Origin of the sequence: Reichenbachiella sp. MSK19-1 (assembly GCF_003590315.1) — a bacterium.
In the GTDB taxonomy this organism is placed as follows: Bacteria; Bacteroidota; Bacteroidia; order Cytophagales; family Cyclobacteriaceae; genus Reichenbachiella; species Reichenbachiella agariperforans.
The window spans coordinates 677,291-696,035 of record NZ_MIER01000002.1 but is presented as its reverse complement, the minus strand read 5'-3'; the positions used below and the strand labels follow the sequence as shown (position 1 = coordinate 696,035).

The window sequence follows — 18,745 nt, the reverse complement described above, 5'->3', positions numbered from 1 at the left end:
TGAAAATCTATACTTCGTTACTACTTATGCTGCTGTCGTAGTAGATGCATCCAAAACCGCAGTTCTTTCAAAATCTAGGTTTCTCATGAGTCTCTTCAACCTTGGACCCGGACGAAACCGTATTCTAGCGTTTTTGATATTACTGACTCTAAAATCCTCCTGTGACTCTACTCCATCACTGTTCAAGGTCATAAAGAAGGTACCCAGGTTGCTAAGCCTGACCTGTCTACCATGGACGAGTTGCATCTCTATTACCTCTATTAAAGTGGCCAATGTACCTACCACCGAGCCATAATTGAGATTAGACACTTTGCTAATAATGCTGGCCAATTCTTCGAAATTGACATCATCGCCATTGATGATTCTTGCATAAAACTTTTTGGGGAGCGTAAGATCCCTTGGATCAACGCGCTCAGTTACTTTATATGTTACTGACATAATTGAAAATATTTAAAAGATTAAAAAATTATTTGATTTGTAATCCTAACTGAGCGCTCTGTGGGACACACTTGACTATCAGCAAGTTTGATACCAAAAACTAGTTCCAAAACGCTAAAATTTGTTAAAAGAACACAGACCTTTACTTAGGCTTTCGCTCTCCCTAAAAGCGGCACAGGTAGACTAGCGTTACCTCCAGTCGTAGGTAACGTTATGGTCACTCCCTGTCAACGGTACAATTGCTCCCTAGCAACGGTACCCTCACCCAAGGGTACTAGAGGCTACCCCCCTAAAGTACCGTACTCCTGACCCTAACCTAACGGTAGTTTTGCCTGATGGTAACGGTACGCCAGAGACAATACAAAACTACCAGGATACGAGTGTCCTAACCTGTCTATCCCCTACCGATCGCCCTGCCAAGCCGACCAATCGTCCTGTGACCTGAGAGACCACAGCCCGATAGACTACCCCACCATCCCATGGACAAAGAGCTCCTTAAATCTTAGTAGGTATACATGGGTATCTCTTTTTCATTTGCTACAGCTGTCATTTGTCCGAACAGGATTTAAAAGATTTATAGATGACAGGATTTTTTCTTGTGTGGACACAAGATATTGAGACTGTATTGTCATCTATGATTAGATCCTAAATAAAGCTTAAAAATGAAAAAAGCATTTCGAATCCAATATGTGAATCTCAAAATGCTGGCTCAATTTGATTAACAATGGTATGGTATGCAAGGGAATGGATGGATATGGTTTGGCTGAGATGGTAAAGAATTCATGCGGGGATTGTTGCAAACCACTGCCGCTGATATCACTGTTTCCAGCCTGTTACAATTCAGCGTCCGATCGATCTCACAGCCTGCCAATCGAAGCATTCCAAACCATTAAATTAAAAAGAGACTACCCTTTTGAGGTAGCCTCCATACAAGAATGAAGCCTTGTAGGTTTCATTAAGTACCTAATTAATGTTCTACAAAGAAGTCATAAACAACGACCTCTCCATAGTTGTTAGAGTTGCCCGTGTCACTACCTTCTTTCTCTGCATTACTCTGCGTATAATTACCAATTTTGAAGTATGCATCGTCATAGCTTCTGTTCATAACATAAGAATTACTACCATCTTTTACAAGATAGCTAGAGGCATTGCCATTTTCATATGCACTAGCTAGGTTCCCATTTTCGCTATAGTAGCAGTAATGTTTGCCATTTATCACCTCAAATATCACCTCGTGTACGGTACCCAAAGTATAGTTGGTTTTAATGGTCAAGTCACTTCTTAGATCACCCCCGTTAAAACTTAAAAACAAATGTGATCCTTCTAATCTTAGTACCATCGCATCATCGATACCGTCATCTTTGTTGCCATGAATCTGGGTTGCTACCAAGTGATCTTTATTGATCGGAAGATGGGTAATGGCCTGTTTGACATATACCATATGATTACCAGAAGTAGTCCAATAAACATCCGAACTACCATCTGTCTTGCGCTCTCTTAATTCCGAACGTACATAATCAGAGTTGGGTGTCGTACCGTTGTTGCTGCGAATCGGTGTTCTAAACACAATACCATTTTTGGCACTATTGACATAAAAATACTCGTTGTTGCTCTCACCACAAAGAGTCTTGTCCTCTACTCCATTCGGGTAAGTGATTTTCCATTGGTTGCAATTGTCCATCAAATCCGAAGGGACACTAGCTGTACCTCCAGGTACGCCACCACCACTTGATCCACCGACTTCCTCAAATAGCCACTGAAATTTAGTACTACCGTCCCAAGCGCGAGATTCTACATTTCCGCCATTCGATGTACTGCCACCAGCTACACCCATGGATTTTCCACTATCCCGGTTTTTGAGACGATAATAACCGTCACCCGTCGATAGTATTTGCCATTGCTGATGTGTGGTGCCTTGATAAGCCCATTGTTGTACATTGGCGCCATTGGCATTGCTACCACCAGATACCTCTATGCTTTTACCGCTGTCTACTCCTTTGAGTCTCACATAGCCATCACTAGTACTAAGAATTTCCCACTGACGATGAGTATCCGATGTACCTGAGGAGGTTCCCCACTGCTGGATATTAGCACCATTCGTATTGCTCTTGTTTTCCACATCTAAGTAACGTCCACTTTTTCTGTTTTTCAGATAGTACTTCGTTCCTACATTGGGAGTAGCCATTTCTGGCGAAACAATAGACAACTCCTCTGACTCGAGCAATTCATTTTCGGAGCAGCTAAATATCAAAATAGCTGCAATCAATAGGACAGAGAATCCCCCGAGATTCCATCTCCTGTTCTGTTTGTTAATCATAGTAATAATAGTTTTAGTATAAATCATGCGCTAACAAATTGGATCGCAATAAATTGATTAACCAATTGTTAACATACCAATATTAACAACTTAACCTAGCATTTCATAGCAATTACAGGAATTTATCACATAACGGTTACATCAATAACCTGTTGACTAACAGGTAAAAACAAATAATAAAAGCTGTAAGAGGCATATTTTTACCGTGTTTTATCAAATAAATTGACAGCTTTATTTAAGTGATTAAACAAGATTAATAATGGTATTTATACATATTTAGACAATAATTAATCCTACCATTTAAAGTCCAAAAAGGTCTGTATATACTACAGCACACAAGCTACAGTGATTATAAAAACAGCCTTACACGACATTTACATTCTAACCGATCTAAAGAAAAAAGAAGAAAGCCGAGACCACACCGAAAGAGATTATAGTCTCCAAATAGATCCATGGTATTCTAAACTTCCACACAGGTCGAGTCCATTCTGGAAATTAGGCCGATAGACAATACACGTTTTTGAGGATTTAAAAAGACAAGTAGACTAGGTTAACTAAACAAACTATAAGTTAAAAACGCCATGATTTTAGCCGAGAATAAAATGCATAATAAGGCCAAACCCACCTATGACAGGCAGGTCAACACCTTAGGTTCACAGACTCTCAATCTATCTATTGGACAGACAGATTTTAGGCCAAAAAGGCAGCCCATTGTTAGGCTAGACCTTAATATCCAAATACTCATCTCCTAGTATGATCTTTTATCTAAGAGACTCTAAAAAAGATGGTTGATAGATGAAGTATATACACGGGAGTATGGTGAAGGATATGATACGCCCGTGATCATGTCAAAATTCTTATGATTTACGAAACTCCTTGATACTTACGTTGAGTTGATGATCCTTGCATGGACCATAGCAATCTGATGACAACTCATAGTAGGGCAATACTTCGCTAGATATCACGATGAAATCCATGAAATCTACCTTTTCTGCTATGTCCGAGTCAAACTCACCATAAAACACGATCGGTTCTGCACGATTGGGCTCAGAGTAAAATTCAAAAATACCTGTTTCTTTCTTGAAGATCAGTTGGTCATCTGCATCATAGAAGTGGACTTCAAAGTTCAGCTTGGCTCCCATGTCCTTTCCAATGATGGCCAAATCCCCTGTGACCAAATAACTCCCCGCTCGCTTAACTGCTATCTCGGTATTGGTCATCGTCCACTCCACCTCCGTTGAGCCCACGGGGTAGTTCATATCATTGTTAAACTTGAAGTACAAGCAGTTACCTGGCTCGCAGTAGTTTTTCAAGTTATAACCATTGTTTTCATAGTCTGTCTGACCATAGGTTATCCCTACAGTCAAAAGACTTAAACATAATAAAAAGATTGTTCTCATAATAGGTTATTTTTCTCATCCCAAATTAGAGAAATACCAACCCGATGTAAAGCCTTATTTTTATGTTTCTTCGCAGCTAAAAAACTTAAAATCTATAGGTTACACCTCCTTTGATTTGAATTCCTCTCTGCGGATAGTACAGATACCTAGAGTAGGATTTGCCTATGGTATTGTCGGATGAGATGAACGCCCCGAGTCGCTTCTGTATCTGGTAGTGTAGACTAATATCCAGACGGTTGATTGGGTCCAAAGATACATCTACGTCATTGATCCCATCGTAAGCGGTGATCCCAGCCAGCAATCCATACTGCCACTGTAAGGTCAACTTATCTACAAATAGATGCTCTCCCTTGACAAAAAGCTCCGAGGTGGGCAAATGATAGGGGGTATCAATTTTCCCTCCAGCGTAATTGTTAAAAGTATAAGCCAACTCTATGTTATGCTTGTCATTGATAAAATACTGCGAACTCACTCCAATCGAAAACAGCTTAGTCACACCTGTATCATAGATTACATCGATGTACTGCTGATCGATCTGGTTGTTGACATACATCGGGAGGTTGCGCATGCTTTTGATCCCTACGTTCAGTCTAGCATACCACTTATCAGTCACATCTCCCCTGACACCTAGATTGACATCTACTTTGTTATCTGTATTTCCCACTATGGTTTGTGGATTGAGATAGGGAATATCTGTAGAAAAATCATATAGCGTATTGAATTTGTATCCCCCATCCAGTGTAACATAGGCTTCATACTGATCCGTCAATGGGTAAGAAGCACTGACATAAGGAAATATTTTCAAATTCTTCATGTCCTGCGCATCATCACTCTGCAGGTTGACACTTAGCCCTGCATCAAGATCAATCCCTCCAAACTCAATATTATAGTAAGGTTTAGCGCGAAAGTGACTTCTACCCTGAGGAGACGCCGTGTTATAACTAGACATATTCAGCACTGCATCCAAATGAAACTGCTCCGAATAGATCGCATGACCGCTTACATCCATCGTGTTTTCGGTATTGTCATAGTTGTCGAAGAATCCTCGATAACCTACGTTGAGACTATACTCCCAGTCATCATTTAGATTGTTGTCCTCTAATCCCAGCGTAGCACTGAAGAACCTATTTCTCTTCTTGATATCTTGGCGGCTAATCACAGCCCCATCAGCGTACCCATAGTAGTAGTTGGCGTCTGTCTTGTAGGACACGATAGCGTTGGTCTTGACTCGTTTCCATACTTTGGTGCCATACACACTGATTTCATTGAGTGCCGAGGCACTGTTTTCCTTGTCTACCTCCCCTGTCTTATAGGACAAATGTTTGTAGTTCAGTCCTATATTTTGATTGGGATCACCTGGGGAAACTAGCGACAGATCGACCAACGGAGACAGGTAGTTTCCTATCCCCGCTTTGAGGTACTGATGGTATTCTGATTCCTTCTTTTGGACTGAGGTTTTCGCGGACTTGAAAGTCTGTGGTTCGTCTGCTAGATCATACTCGAACACGGTAAACTCTCCTGGATTGACAGGCTCGTACGTCTGCGGCTCAGGTTTCCATTTGATAAACTCATAGAGCTTGGTTTCCTTCTCCAACTCTATCTGTCTATCTTTCTCTATGACAATTTCAGCATCCTGCACATCGCCATCTTCGTCTTGAGCCACTGCAGTACCCGCAACTAACATCAAGGTCACCCAAAGTATGTTTTTCAAATTTGACTTCATGATTTGATTAGTTGTTTTCATTATTCTCCTCACTTATCTTCTTCAATTTGCTCTCCGCTCTGAATTTGATCTCATCTATGGTAGAATGCGTGATCAGTGAATTCAGCGTGGCTTTCGCCTGGAACACCTCATCGGTATCGATGTATATATCTGCCATCAAAAGGAACGCTTCGCTCTGCCAATATTCATAATTCTTAAAATTATTCGTCAAGATGAACAGACTCTCAAGTGCCTTTTCATAATCCTGGTAGAGATAATAAATCTTACTGATATAAAGGTAAGCTTCTGCTCCACGTTCGTCAGGTGAGTTACCCACTAGTGGTAGTAGATATACGAGAGCATCTTCATAGTTTTCGAGATGGTACTGGGACTTTCCTACGATCAAGTTGGCATTAGCCTCTACCAGTACGCTCGTCCTTGCATTGCTCAGCAAGGCGGTACCATAGTAGATCGCCGAATCATACTGATCCACTCTGTAGAAATTCTCCATCAGTCCAGTTGCTGCCTGAATCATGTTTTTAGACGAAGTAGATGCGTTCATCATCTCATGGAAGTACACATTTGACACGACCACATTCCCCTTCTCGGCTTCTATAGTTGCGATGCGGTGGAGCACCTTGCTATACTTCGAGAAATCCTTCTCCTGCTCTATTTCATAGAACTGGCTGAGTGACTTATCATATTCGTCTATTCTGTAGTAGGAGTCTGCGATCAGATATTTAGCCGTTACCACGAGTGAACTCTTCTTGTATGCCTTGATAAAATCTTGCAAGCCACTAATCGCTAACGTGTACTGCTGGTTGTAGTAATGTGCCTGAGCTGTCTCAAACTCAATATTCTCCAAAGCTTCACTATTCGGATTAGCCGATTTGTAGCGGGACAAGTAAGTCTCGAAATCCTTAAACTCCCCTTGGTTGCTTTTCTGCTGCAGTCCCAAGAGGGCGCTATTGGCCGTCTCGTGTCTTGGAAACCGATCTAGAATCTCCTTATAATTCGTAATACTAGAAGCAGTATTGCCTTTGTTGTCATAGGCTACTGCCTGATCTAGCAGCGCAAAAGGCACATGAGGACTATTCGGGAACTTAAACATGAATTTTCGGTAAGACTCGATAGCTTCGGTCATATCTCCTTGTTCAAATTCTATTTTGGCAATTTGAAAATGCGCATGATCGAGTTTAGGAGAGTTAGGCACTTCGGCGATCAGCTTCTTAAAATATCGCGTCGCTTCGGCATCTTTATCAATGTATCGGTTCAACAACCCGATCTGAAAATAGATTTCCCCTAATCGTTTGTCTCCCGCTTGCTCGGCTTGCTTATAATAGGTTATGCCTTTCGAGTAATTCTTCAAAGCGAAATTACAGTCACCCAAACGCATGTAAACATCCGAGATGTATTTCGCATTCAGATCCTTGGTATAATTCTTCTCGAATGCTTCGAAGGACACCTTTGCATCCTCGTATTCTTTCATGTTAAAATAGGCATAACCCTTACCGTATAGTGATTTTTTGTAAATCTCTGATCCGTCATTGGTGACACTACGATAGTAAAACAATGCCTCCTCATCTCGCTCCAATACCGCCAAGCTCTCCCCTGTCCAGTAGTAAGCATTTTGAGTAATAGATCGATCCAAATTATGAATCAATGACTTTTTGAATACCTCAATCGCTAGTTCGAACTTCTTATCATTAAACAACGACATTGCCTTCAGGAAAGAAACACGCTGATAGGTTCTTTTCATCTGGGTAGTCAATACATCTCGGCTTTCGATGTAGTTGATCGCTAGGTCATAGTTATCAGTTAACGCATAGGCCATACTCAGCATCTCTCCTGACAAATCTTTGTACTTTCCGTTCGGGAATTGATCCGCATATTCATCGACGACCTCTATGACTCTTGAATAATTGGGCACCTGCATCAGTGCCTTCGTTAGTTGGTAGTAGGCATCTTCTTTCAGTCTTGTGTCGTATTTGGTCGTATTCTCAAAAGACGTGATGGTAAACGGTATATTGGCCGTCTGCAAATACAACACCCCCAAATAATAAGAAGCATAAGCACCTACAGTATCATCTGCGACCGCTGATCTCTTGAGTTGCTCCTCGGCCAACTTCGTATTACCCAGCTTGTAGTTGGAGTAGCCCGCTTTGTAGTAGTTCACCTCATTGCGAGAACGGCTATAGGCGTTAAACAACTTGGTGTATTCGTCAGATGCTTTGTTGTATTTGCCTAATGCATAATGTGCATCCGCATAGAAATTCACGATCATTTGGCTCGTTTTGGCCGTACCACGATCATCCACCATACGGATCAGTTCCTTGTACTGCTTGGTGCTATAGAGTGCTGACATATACAGCTCGAAAGCAGATACGCCAAACTCCTCTGACTCGAATCCTCTTTCGAGGTACTCATACGATTGTTTGATTTTTCCTCCGTGATACAAAATATAGCCCTGAAAATAGGCTGCATCCTTTTCATAGCTAGTAAAGCTATTATCCAACTGCGCAAATGAAGCCATCGCTTTGTCATTCTCTCCTGTACTGAAGAATGCATAGCCTTTCTTGAACATGAGTTCGGGAGAGGTATTATTTTGATTCTTTTCATAGCTGCGAATCGCCTCTTGGTATTCTCCTCGATCAAAGTAGTAGTTACCTAGATCGACATAGGCACTCTTCGCATAGTGGTTATATGGGTAGTCTTCTACGAATTTTTGGATCAGGTATTCTCCATCGTCCTGCCCTGCACGTACGGCACACGATGCGATAAAATAGTCCACATCCTCTCGATAAACCTTCGCCGTGATTTTGGCAAACTCCAAGCGTGCCGCTACATAGGCATTTTTTTGGTAAAGCAGCTTAGCATGCCGAAAACGTGCGTCCTGATCTAGCTCTTGCGCCTGTGCCCCTACCTGTGTCAGGAGCAACAGCGTGATTATAAAACCTTTGAATAGAATATGTGGAGTATGTATGATGGTCCTCAAGTCTCAATAGTAATTTAGGATACTAACTAGCAGTATGAATAATACAATAAATTTAAGCCCTAGGAATCAATGTAAGAGCGAAAAAACCAATTCTTTCATGATCTCCCCTTCGGACTGTGAAGGATAGTCGATTCCTTTCGATTTCATATCAGCGATCTTGACATATTTGATATTGTCGATCACCTTAGATAACGGATAGTTCTTAGCTGCCATAATGTACTCTTTCACGAAAAATGGATGAACACCCAATAAAGATGCCAAATGTTTGTCCGACTTATTCTGTGAATGATGAATCAACAGCAACTTATTAAAAAACGCAAATACATTAGCAATGATCGGAATCAACGGATTTGATTTCGGGTCGGACTTGAAATAATGTATAATTTCATTGGCCTTCATCACGTTTCGGTAGGACAGTGCTTTTTGGAGTTCAAACACATTATATTCCTTACTGATTCCAATATTCTTATAGACATGATCTGCCGTGATCAACGCCTCATTCGGAATATTGATCAGCATCTTGTCTATCTCGTTGGAGATTCTGGTGAGATTGTTACCTATGTTCTCTGTGATCAGAAAAAGTGCCTTTTGATCTATCTTCTTGCCTTTGTCCTTGACATAACCTTCTATCCAGGCAGGCAATTGATTGTCATACATTTTGGATGAGTCCATCACCACAGCGTGCTTCACGAAAGCTTTGGTGATCTTCTTGCGCTTGTCAAGGGACTTATATTTATAGGCCAACACCAATATGGTCGACGGCTGTGGATTTTCGAGATAGTTGGTAAAGAACTTCTCCCCCATCTCCTTATCCAATCCCGCCAACTCTTGCGCCTCCTTGACGATGACCACCTTTCGTTCTGCCATCATCGGATAGCCTTTCGCATGATTGATGATATTGGGGATATCAGAGTCCTTGCCGTAGACCACTATTTGGTTGAACCCTCGCATGCTTTCATCCATCGCGTTGGCCTCTATATAGTCTACGATTTGATCGATAAAAAAAGACTCTTCGCCCTGCAGAAGGTACACAGGAGCGTATTGTCCAGCTTTTAGATTCTTTAATATTTCTGGGAATTGTGCCACTTCGATGTGTTAGGATTAAAACAGCACAAATAAATGAATTTTGGCTTACTTATCGCAGAAAAGAAGCATCAGATTTCGATCAACTAACACTAGGGCGACATCTCACCCTAACATTAGGGTCAGTCTGTTAACTTGGGGGATAAACTCGGTAGACAGGTTCAATATTTTTATTCCAATCATTCAAATTAACTTCAAGGACCTATAAGAGATGGTTATTCACGAAAAACAATAATGAATTTCGAACAATGAATCTTGAATCACGAAGTAACCCTCGATCTCTCCCCAGAAACACGGATTGATCCTAACTTTACCGACTGATCCGAAATTACCGCCAACTCCACCACCTAAAAACAAAAAACCTCTGAAAATCAATAGATTAACAGAGGTTTTTGTACCAGAGGCGGGACTTGAACCCGCACGACCAGAAGGTCACAAGATTTTAAGTCTTGCGTGTCTACCGATTCCACCACTCCGGCAGGATCATGATGTAGTGCTGTACCAGAGACTAAAGTTAAGAACTGCTTGGATACAAAAAAAGTGTATGCGCGATGCTATTGCACCTTCTCACTCACATACACTCTCACACTCAATTGAGCGAAAGACGGGGTTCGAACCCGCGACCTCCACCTTGGCAAGGTGGCGCTCTACCAGCTGAGCTACTTTCACTTGTTAGTCCGTTTGACTAAATTCGAGTGCAAAGATAGAAAGCAATTCGACATATTCAAGTCTTGACTTGCAAAAAAAGAAAAGAATTTTCTAAGCTATTGATTATCTGATTTTTCCGATTGAAACTTTTTTCACCCTCTCCAATAGCACCTTTGGATTGCCCCCAAAACCAGCACTCACCACACTACTCATGGTCTCAGGATTTAAAAACATTGCCTCCCCCATCTTGACTACTATCAAAGACTCGGATTGCGACAACATCCGCCTCAGCGGTTTTCTCTCCGAGACAATAAAAATCGCACTTCAAGACCGTCTTCTTGCCTTTGACCTCTACCACACGAGCACGCAGCTCCACGGTATCATTGTTGGAGGTAGGCTTCAGATACTTGACAGATAAGGTTCCTGTAGCGTAACGATACTCTGGCAAGGAACCGAGCGCTCTCCCCTCTTGGCGATACGCATACGCCATGGCCGTGCACATACAGTGACAATCAACGAGCGTGGCTATCACTCCTCCGTTCATCAATTCAGACCACCCGTGATATTTCTCCTCCGAATCCCACCTACAAACGGATTCTTCTCCCTCCCAATAGCTCTTGACATGCAGCCCTTGGTCGTTGTTGATCCCACAGCCGAAGCATACATTTTCGGGCATGTAATCCTGAAAGTATTTTTTTTCAATTAGTTCACTCATTATTAATGTTGGGTTATCAGTTTTTGCTAATTTAAGCATCCATACAAAACAAATGGCTATGAGAAGGAGATACATTGGATGGATGACGGGTTGCATTGTCCTATTGGCAGTTAGTAGCAGTACAGCACAGGATACTGTCATAGATGAGGATGACTACAATTCCAACCAGCAGCACACTTCTAATGGCTGGGACCTGATTGGCCAAGAGCAATTCGAAGATGCGCTCTCGCAGTTTAATCTAGCGATAGATAGCTACGATGGCAATGCTGACAGTTTCGTTGGTCGTGCCAATGCACTACTGCGAATCGACCGATTCAGCGAGGCGCAAAAAGACATAGAGACCGCACTATTGCTGGCACCAGATCAAGCAGACATGTTCTATTTAGCAGGAAATATCTATTTCAAGATGGAGTATTTCGAACTAGCCGCACGCAACTATAGTAGTGCCATCCGTGCCAACGACACCTCTGACATACCTGTTGATCTGATCAACTGCTACTACAACCGTGGCAATGCCTACTTCTCGGCGGGCATGTATCGCTCTGCTATCAACGACTTTTCTCGGGTCATTGATGCGAATGAAGATAGCTTTATCGCCTACCACAACCGCGCACTTGCGTATAAGAACAGGGAGGAATACGACATGGCTTGCCAAGACTTCTACAAAGCGCAAGAACTCGGTAGCAAAATGTCCCAAAAATACATAGACAGATACTGCCCATGACCACTAAAAAAGAGAATAGCGAGAAGAAAAAGCAAAGCAAGAAAGACAGTCATGTCCCCAAATCAAAGGACGCTTCCGAAACAAAAAAAGCAGACAACCCCTCTGACAAGGATGATGAAACGACACAATTAGGACTCCCTGATATAGATCTAAAAAAAATTATGGGCTGTGGTGGCTAACTAACCCGAAACATAGGTTCTTTTGACACGCTGACTGATACTGGTCAGAATCTCATAAGGAATGGTACCTATCCAACTGGCCAAGTCCTGAATGGTAGGACTCTCGCCGAAGACGACTACTTCGTCTCCAGTCTTGATCTCTACGGCAGATACATCTAGCATGGTCATATCCATGCATACATTCCCAATCGTAGGCACCCACTGCCCTGCGATGGACATCTTACCTACCCCGTTACCAAAGGCACGTGCATAGCCATCCGCATAACCTATAGGCACAATCGCTATTTTCATGTCCCGCTTCGCAAACCCAAGCCGTCCATAGCCGACAGATTCCCCTTCTTTGATGTGCTTCACCTGAGATACGTGTGCTTTGAGCGTACTCACTATACTTAGCTTTTGCTCCTCCGACATCACAGGATCAAATCCATACAATCCTATCCCTAAGCGCACCATATCAAAATGAAAAGCTTTGTAATTGTCTATCCCAGCCGTGTTGACCAAATGCCGCAGCGGTTTGTACCAAAGTGCTTTCATCACCAGGTCACTCATCTCCTCAAAGACTCGTCCCTGCTTCAAGGTAAAGTCGCGATGGCGTGGATCTTCACTCCCAGCCAAATGGCTAAAGATACTCTTTACTTTGATCCTCTTGTGCAGTTTCAGTACCTCGACGAGACGCTTGAGCTCTTCAGATTTAAAACCTAAGCGATTCATCCCTGTTTCCAGCTTGATGTGAATAGCCGGGACTTGCTCCTCCCCTTCGAAGAAGTCATTAAAATCAAACAACTGCTCTAAGGAATAAATCTCAGGCTCTAGATTATACTCCTTCAAAAACCGAAATGAATCAGGTGATGCATTCATGATCATAATCGGAAGATGAATCCCACTCTTACGAAGCTCCACAGCCTCGTCCGTATACGCCACACCGAGATAATCTACCTTGTGAAACTGTAACAGGTTAGCAATCTCAAAATTACCTCCACCGTAAGCAAATGCCTTTACCATCACCATCAACTTGACCTCTGGTCTCAGCCTCGCCCGGTAGTAGTTCAAGTTATTGGTGAGAGACTCCATATTGATCTCCATGATCGTGCCATGGGCTTTGTACTCTAGTCTCTCTACCACTCGCTCAAACTGAAAATCCCTTGCTCCTTTCACCAGTACAATCTCATCCTGCACCTGAAAATCAGATGACAAAAACGCATCTGTACTCGCAAAAAACTCTGCCTGCGTATGAAACAACCCTCTCGCCTCGGAGATTTCTGTTCCCACACCAATCAAACGATGAATGTTCAAATTGCGCATCAGGTCATCGATGCGTTGGTACAGTGCATCTGATGATAGACCCGTTTGATAAAGGTCTGACAGGATCACAGTTTTCTTACTTTTTTGGTTTTGGCGATGGAGAAAATCTAACGCAACTTCTAGTCCATACAGGTCATTGTTGTAAGTGTCATCGATCACATAGGATCTGTTCACTGCTTGTTTCATCTCAAGCCTCATTTTCACCGACGACAAGGTATCGAGTCGCGTCTGTATCATCTCCACCCCGAACCCCATCACATGTAGTACTGCTGCACATTGGAGTGAATTCTCTATCGAGGCTGGATCAGAGAATTTAAGACGTAAGGAGAGTATTTGCTCTCCTATAATCATCACAACCACTCCTTTTTCTTGACGCTCAACGGTCCATGGAATCAACTCTGTATCAGCCGAAACTACGGATTCAAGTGCTTGTTCGATTTCAGGATACGCAGCACTGTAAATCACCTTTTGACAACCAGCGAAGAGCTGCGCCTTTTCATTGGCCTTCTGCTGGAGAGATTCAAAACCAGCATTATGCGCCTCACCTATATTGGTAAATACGCCTAGTGTGGGTTTGATCATCGGTTCTAAACGAGCCATCTCTCCACGCTCAGATATTCCCGCCTCGAAGATTCCCAGATTGTGCTGATCCGACATCTGCCACACCGACAGAGGCACTCCGAGCTGTGAGTTATAACTCTTTGGGCTTTTAACGATCTTAAATTTATAATCCAGCAGCTGCGCCAGCCATTCCTTGACGATCGTCTTGCCATTGCTGCCTGTGATTCCTATCACAGGATAGGTAAAAAGCAACCTATGATACGTCACGATCCATTGCATCACACTGAGCGAATGGCGCACCTCCAGTATGTTCACATCATCGGGTAATTTGATTTCCTTCTCTACCACAAAGCAACGTACCCCTTTGTCGTAGGCTTCTTGCACAAACTCATGTCCATCATGGTTGATCCCCTCAATCGCAAAAAACAACACACCAGAGCGAATAGAAATATTACGGGTATCGGTCACGAGCTCCTTAATTTCGGCATCTCTGGACAGTTTAGTGATTTTACCCTTCCCTATTTTTTCTAACTCTGTGAACTTCATATACACTGCTAATTGATGATCTGAATGACGTTATTTACCGTCCCAATTTAATTGTAATTATTCAATATCTGACGACCAAAATTTCACAATGTTTTTGTTTCCCGTTTCGCATTTTGGAGTAAATTGCAAGATTGATTCGATATGAATCCAGTATCAATTTAATGTGATTGTCGGTAGATGAAAGTCTCTCCTAACAAACCTTTTCAACTTATATACACCCTATTTGATCACCAGTATCTAGGCTATCTTTTCGAATCCTTTGTGATTCAGAAGGATGCGGAGGGACGCTTGACTTTTGCTCATCAGAACATCTCTGCTATGAACGCTGCGGAGTTCGCTGATGGACTAGACGAGGCAGACTATGAGCTCATCAAACAAATGGACTCTATGCAAGCCGACACTGTCGTCAAACACTTTGAAAAGAAGAGAATAAAACCTGACGATTACTTCCTCAAAGTCTTTGACCCAAAGAATGGAGACCAAACCAAACAAGATGAGATACGGGCTTATGTAGAGAGGAGAAGGGCGAAAATCATGCCGCTCATAAAGGGCAAGAGACTCTTTGAGATGGGAAATGATGGTGAGCCAGCTTGGAAAGAAATCGAGGTACTTGAGGATGAGGCTTCCGTATTGTTTCACTTCAGACGAAACGAGGAGAACACGCATTACTTCCCGACAATAAAACATCGAGACGAAAAGATAGAGTTTCAGTACAAAGGAGCATACATCCTCTGCAATGACCCTGCGTTTATCGTCATTGAAAACAAGCTATATAGTTTTCAAAAAAACGTAGATGCCAACAAGCTAAAGCCTTTCCTCAACAAGAAATTCATAGCCGTCCCTAAAAAAATAGAGGATAGCTACTATCGAAAATTCGTCGCACCGTTGGTTGCATCTTTTGATGTCTATGCCAAGGGGTTTGACATCAAAACAGAGCATCATGACTTGAAGCCGACGCTATACTTCTCCGAACTCGCCAGTACAAATGGCCAATCTATGGAGCTCTTCGGCTCTAATGGAAACGCCAATACCGATCTGCTCCAAGAGAGTAAAATCCTATTTGAACTCAAGTTCAAATATGGGAACCACAGTTACAAAGCAGATCACTTCAAAGAAGTCAATGTGCATGTGGAGAGTGAAGATGACGACTATACCTTCTACCGTATCCGCCGAAATATCACGCAAGAAAAGAAATACCTCAAGTTCCTCGAAGAATCAGGGCTAGCACTAAGATCCTCTCAAGTGACAGTTCCTCTGGGTAAAGCTTTCTCATGGATAGAAGACACCAAAAAATTCCTACAAGATGCTGGCATCTCGCTGGTACAAAATGGAAAAAGCATCAAGCGATATTTCATAGGCAAGTCGGAGATGACACTGGAAATCAAAGAGAATATCGACTGGTTTGACATCCACGCGATAGTCAAATTCGGTGAATTTGAAATCCCATTCAAAGTCATCCGAAACTACATACTAAAGAATATCAAGGAAATCGAACTACCTAACGGTGAGATTGCGGTGATCCCCGATGCATGGTTCGAACAATATGCAGAGCTCATGGCCTTCAGTGATGAAGGAAATGCCGAAGAGCTACAACTACAAAAGCATCACATCTCTCTAGTCAAAGAGCTGACTGAATCCAATCTAGCTCAGATCAACCTTAAAGGCAAACTATTAAAATTACAGGACTTTGATAAGATCGATGACTTTGAGATTCCACAGGGGTTCATGGGAGATCTGAGACCTTATCAAAAAGCCGGATACAACTGGATGCGCTTCTTACGATCTTATAGTCTGGGAGGTTGTCTAGCCGATGATATGGGTTTAGGTAAAACCGTACAGACACTAGCTCTCCTACAGTCAGTGCACAGTGAAGAAGAGGCTGGCACCAGCCTTCTGGTGATGCCTACCTCTCTGATATACAACTGGGAGAAAGAAGCCGAGAAATTCACTCCTAAACTTAAAATCCTCAACTATACTGGAGGAAAAAGAGAAAAAAACATCAAGGGTTTTTCTAAGTATGACCTGGTACTGACCTCTTATGGAATCATTCGGCAAGATATCGATCTCCTCAAAGAGTTTCATTTCAACTACATCATATTGGACGAATCTCAAGTCATCAAAAACCCTGATTCGATCATATCTAAGAGCATCAGAGAGCTCTACTCGTCTAACAAACTGATCCTGACAGGTACACCGATAGAGAACACCACCATGGATCTTTGGTCTCAACTGTCCTTTGTCAATCCAGGCCTACTGGGAACCAAATCATTCTTCAAAAAACAGTATCAACTTCCTATCGAAAAGAAGAAAGACGAAGCGAGTACCAAAAAGCTGTATTCGATCATCAAACCGTTTCTGCTAAGACGAAACAAATCTCAAGTCGCCACTGACCTACCCGAAAAAATTGAAAACGTACGCTACAGCACCATGAGTGCAGAACAAGAAGAAGCCTATGAAAAAGTAAAATCTGCCTACCGTGACAAAATCATGAAGGAGATCGATGCAGGTGGTCTGGGCAAGTCTCAGTTTATGATCCTGCAGGGACTTACCAAACTAAGGCAAATCGCCAATCACCCGCTCCTAGCAGATGAAACCTACGAGGGGGAATCTGGCAAACTAGAAGACATCAGCTACATGCTAGAAAATGCCATAAAGAAAGATCAAAAGATACTGGTATTCTCACAGTTTGTGAAGCATCTCAAAATCGTATCCAAGTACCTAGATGGACAAAAAATACAATATACCTACCTAGATGGTACGACCAAGGATAGACAAGGCCAAGTGGAGAAGTTCCAAAACGACCCTACGATACAGGTATTCCTGATCTCCCTCAAAGCAGGCGGGCTAGGCCTCAATCTAACACAGGCCGAGTATGTATTCCTATTAGACCCCTGGTGGAATCCTGCCATCGAAGCACAAGCCATAGACCGTGCGCACCGCATCGGTCAGAAAAACAAAGTATTCACTTACCGATTCATCACCAAAAACACCGTAGAAGAGAAAATAATGCACCTCCAGCAGTCCAAAAAACAACTGGCAGCAGACTTGATCACAACAGAAGAGAGTTTCGTAAAGAACCTATCCAAAGACGACTTAGTAGGCTTATTAGATTAAACAACTCTCTAATTCAACGCCTAATTATGGATTGAAATTGAATCAATAAAACCGTGACCAAAGGACGAAATATTCTAGACAAAATGACCTAGTAGCCAGACCTCATTAAAAAATGTAGACTATTAATTAGAAAAAGCCATTGCAAAAATGAAAGAACTGGCGTTCTTGATACGCTTAGAAGGATAAATACCCTGCGCTACCGTGATATATTTATAGGCTTTACGTAAATCTTCGTTATTGTAAGCCCGAAGGCTTTGGTTGTAATAATGCAGACCAGCAAGTTCCTTCATACCTACTTCATTATCTATCACAGTTACTTGTTTGGGTGACCCCATGCTGAAATCGCTTGATACACCAGACATGGCCAACTTTTCATTAATTCGCTGTGCATCGCTTAGTACGATTTGCTTTCTTTCCTTGATCTCCTCTTTATCCGAAGCAAAACCATTCAACGGATCGGTGGCCTCCATCATAAACTCCCTACCCCCAGATTCTACCATCAAGTACACATGATAGTCCGTCTCGACCACACGGTAATGATAACCGAGATCATCAAGAAACAACGCCAACAGCGCAGATCCCGTCACACAATCATACTTACCAGACGGGCGAAATATCTCACTGAACAACACCTGCTGCTCATAGCTTTTCAAAAACTTACGGTGCACTTTGTAAAACATGAATTTCAAAAAAGCCTCATCAGACTTCATCGACTCATCCTTCTCTCTTAGTTTGCTCAACATATCAAGATAGGTCGCTTCGAAACTCACGAACTCTTCATGAGAAAAGCTATCAAAATCGTCACGTATAAATAGTGCCAGCTTCGTATCACCCGTCGGGACTACAGCCATCATCATTTCTACTCTCAGGAGCAAAAAGACTAATAGTATCGGTATGGTTTTAAAAACTGTTTTCATCTGTTTTCGAGTGGAATCTATCTCAATATAGTTAATTTAATGTTATCACAATGTTAACCGTATTAACACACTAAATCTATACGCAAAACACCTAATTGGAGTTA

Annotated in this window: 12 protein-coding genes and 2 tRNA genes; 3 read left to right on the top strand and 11 right to left on the bottom strand. The window is 42.3% G+C overall.

The window, feature by feature from the left end:
* Positions 1-24: 24 nt before the first annotated feature.
* From BGP76_RS03055 to BGP76_RS03015, 9 genes are all read right to left on the bottom strand, one after another.
* Entirely contained in the window at positions 25-438 is a 414-nt protein-coding gene (locus BGP76_RS03055) for an HU family DNA-binding protein (protein WP_073119414.1), read from the bottom strand.
* Positions 439-1,405: 967 nt separating this feature from the next.
* Positions 1,406-2,755: an RICIN domain-containing protein gene (locus BGP76_RS20585; RefSeq protein WP_305000229.1), complete on the bottom strand. Its 1,350-nt coding sequence runs from the start codon at positions 2,753-2,755 to the stop codon at positions 1,406-1,408.
* A gap of 857 nt (positions 2,756-3,612) precedes the next feature.
* Positions 3,613-4,155, bottom strand: a complete 543-nt coding sequence (locus tag BGP76_RS03045) for a hypothetical protein (protein ID WP_147407355.1) — start codon at positions 4,153-4,155, stop codon at positions 3,613-3,615.
* An 85-nt stretch (positions 4,156-4,240) separates the two neighbouring features.
* A complete protein-coding gene (locus tag BGP76_RS03040) occupies positions 4,241-5,878 on the bottom strand; it encodes a hypothetical protein (protein WP_147407354.1) in 1,638 nt (545 codons plus the stop codon).
* Between the two features lie 7 nt (positions 5,879-5,885).
* On the bottom strand, positions 5,886-8,852 hold the full coding sequence (locus BGP76_RS03035) for a tetratricopeptide repeat protein (RefSeq protein ID WP_119843549.1): 2,967 nt from the start codon (positions 8,850-8,852) through the stop codon (positions 5,886-5,888).
* 66 nt (positions 8,853-8,918) lie between these two features.
* Positions 8,919-9,938, bottom strand: a complete 1,020-nt coding sequence (gene holA, locus BGP76_RS03030) for a DNA polymerase III subunit delta (RefSeq protein ID WP_119843548.1) — start codon at positions 9,936-9,938, stop codon at positions 8,919-8,921.
* A 392-nt stretch (positions 9,939-10,330) separates the two neighbouring features.
* A tRNA-Leu gene (locus BGP76_RS03025) sits at positions 10,331-10,414 on the bottom strand.
* Between the two features lie 117 nt (positions 10,415-10,531).
* Positions 10,532-10,604 (bottom strand) — tRNA-Gly (locus tag BGP76_RS03020).
* A 196-nt stretch (positions 10,605-10,800) separates the two neighbouring features.
* On the bottom strand, positions 10,801-11,298 hold the full coding sequence (locus BGP76_RS03015; RefSeq protein WP_255416046.1) for a PaaI family thioesterase: 498 nt from the start codon (positions 11,296-11,298) through the stop codon (positions 10,801-10,803).
* Between the two features lie 58 nt (positions 11,299-11,356).
* Between BGP76_RS03015 and BGP76_RS03010 the strand changes: the two genes are divergently transcribed.
* Together BGP76_RS03010 and BGP76_RS03005 are read left to right on the top strand one after the other, a co-directional pair.
* Positions 11,357-12,022 carry a tetratricopeptide repeat protein gene (locus tag BGP76_RS03010; protein ID WP_158584022.1) on the top strand — a complete coding sequence of 222 codons (666 nt, stop codon included), beginning with the start codon at positions 11,357-11,359 and terminating at the stop codon, positions 12,020-12,022.
* Positions 12,019-12,201, top strand: coding sequence for a hypothetical protein (locus tag BGP76_RS03005; RefSeq protein WP_119843545.1), 183 nt, complete (start codon positions 12,019-12,021; stop codon positions 12,199-12,201). The genes BGP76_RS03010 and BGP76_RS03005 overlap by 4 nt, the downstream gene beginning before the upstream one ends.
* Here the strand turns inward: BGP76_RS03005 and BGP76_RS03000 are convergent, their stop codons facing one another.
* Positions 12,202-14,610, bottom strand: a complete 2,409-nt coding sequence (locus BGP76_RS03000; protein ID WP_119843544.1) for a bifunctional UDP-N-acetylmuramoyl-tripeptide:D-alanyl-D-alanine ligase/alanine racemase — start codon at positions 14,608-14,610, stop codon at positions 12,202-12,204.
* Between the two features lie 177 nt (positions 14,611-14,787).
* On the opposite strand from BGP76_RS03000, the gene BGP76_RS02995 reads away from it, so the two are divergent.
* Positions 14,788-17,724 (top strand): DEAD/DEAH box helicase, encoded by a 2,937-nt coding sequence (locus BGP76_RS02995; protein WP_119843543.1) that lies wholly within the window; start codon positions 14,788-14,790, stop codon positions 17,722-17,724.
* Between the two features lie 122 nt (positions 17,725-17,846).
* Here BGP76_RS02995 and BGP76_RS02990 read toward each other — a convergent pair whose 3' ends face one another.
* On the bottom strand, positions 17,847-18,641 hold the full coding sequence (locus BGP76_RS02990; RefSeq protein ID WP_073119443.1) for a hypothetical protein: 795 nt from the start codon (positions 18,639-18,641) through the stop codon (positions 17,847-17,849).
* Positions 18,642-18,745 lie beyond the last annotated feature (104 nt).

Excerpts from the sequence above, each read along its gene's own strand:
- BGP76_RS20585 (WP_305000229.1), bottom strand. The coding sequence starts at position 2,755 with ATGATTAACAAACAGAACAGGAGATGGAATCTCGGGGGATTCTCTGTC.
- BGP76_RS02995 (WP_119843543.1), top strand. The coding sequence starts at position 14,788 with ATGAAAGTCTCTCCTAACAAACCTTTTCAACTTATATACACCCTATTT.
- BGP76_RS03010 (WP_158584022.1), top strand. The coding sequence starts at position 11,357 with ATGAGAAGGAGATACATTGGATGGATGACGGGTTGCATTGTCCTATTG.
- BGP76_RS03055 (WP_073119414.1), bottom strand. The coding sequence starts at position 438 with ATGTCAGTAACATATAAAGTAACTGAGCGCGTTGATCCAAGGGATCTT.
- BGP76_RS03015 (WP_255416046.1), bottom strand. The coding sequence starts at position 11,298 with ATGAGTGAACTAATTGAAAAAAAATACTTTCAGGATTACATGCCCGAA.
- BGP76_RS03000 (WP_119843544.1), bottom strand. The coding sequence starts at position 14,610 with ATGAAGTTCACAGAGTTAGAAAAAATAGGGAAGGGTAAAATCACTAAA.
- BGP76_RS03040 (WP_147407354.1), bottom strand. The coding sequence starts at position 5,878 with ATGAAGTCAAATTTGAAAAACATACTTTGGGTGACCTTGATGTTAGTT.
- BGP76_RS02990 (WP_073119443.1), bottom strand. The coding sequence starts at position 18,641 with ATGAAAACAGTTTTTAAAACCATACCGATACTATTAGTCTTTTTGCTC.
- BGP76_RS03005 (WP_119843545.1), top strand. The coding sequence starts at position 12,019 with ATGACCACTAAAAAAGAGAATAGCGAGAAGAAAAAGCAAAGCAAGAAA.
- BGP76_RS03045 (WP_147407355.1), bottom strand. The coding sequence starts at position 4,155 with ATGAGAACAATCTTTTTATTATGTTTAAGTCTTTTGACTGTAGGGATA.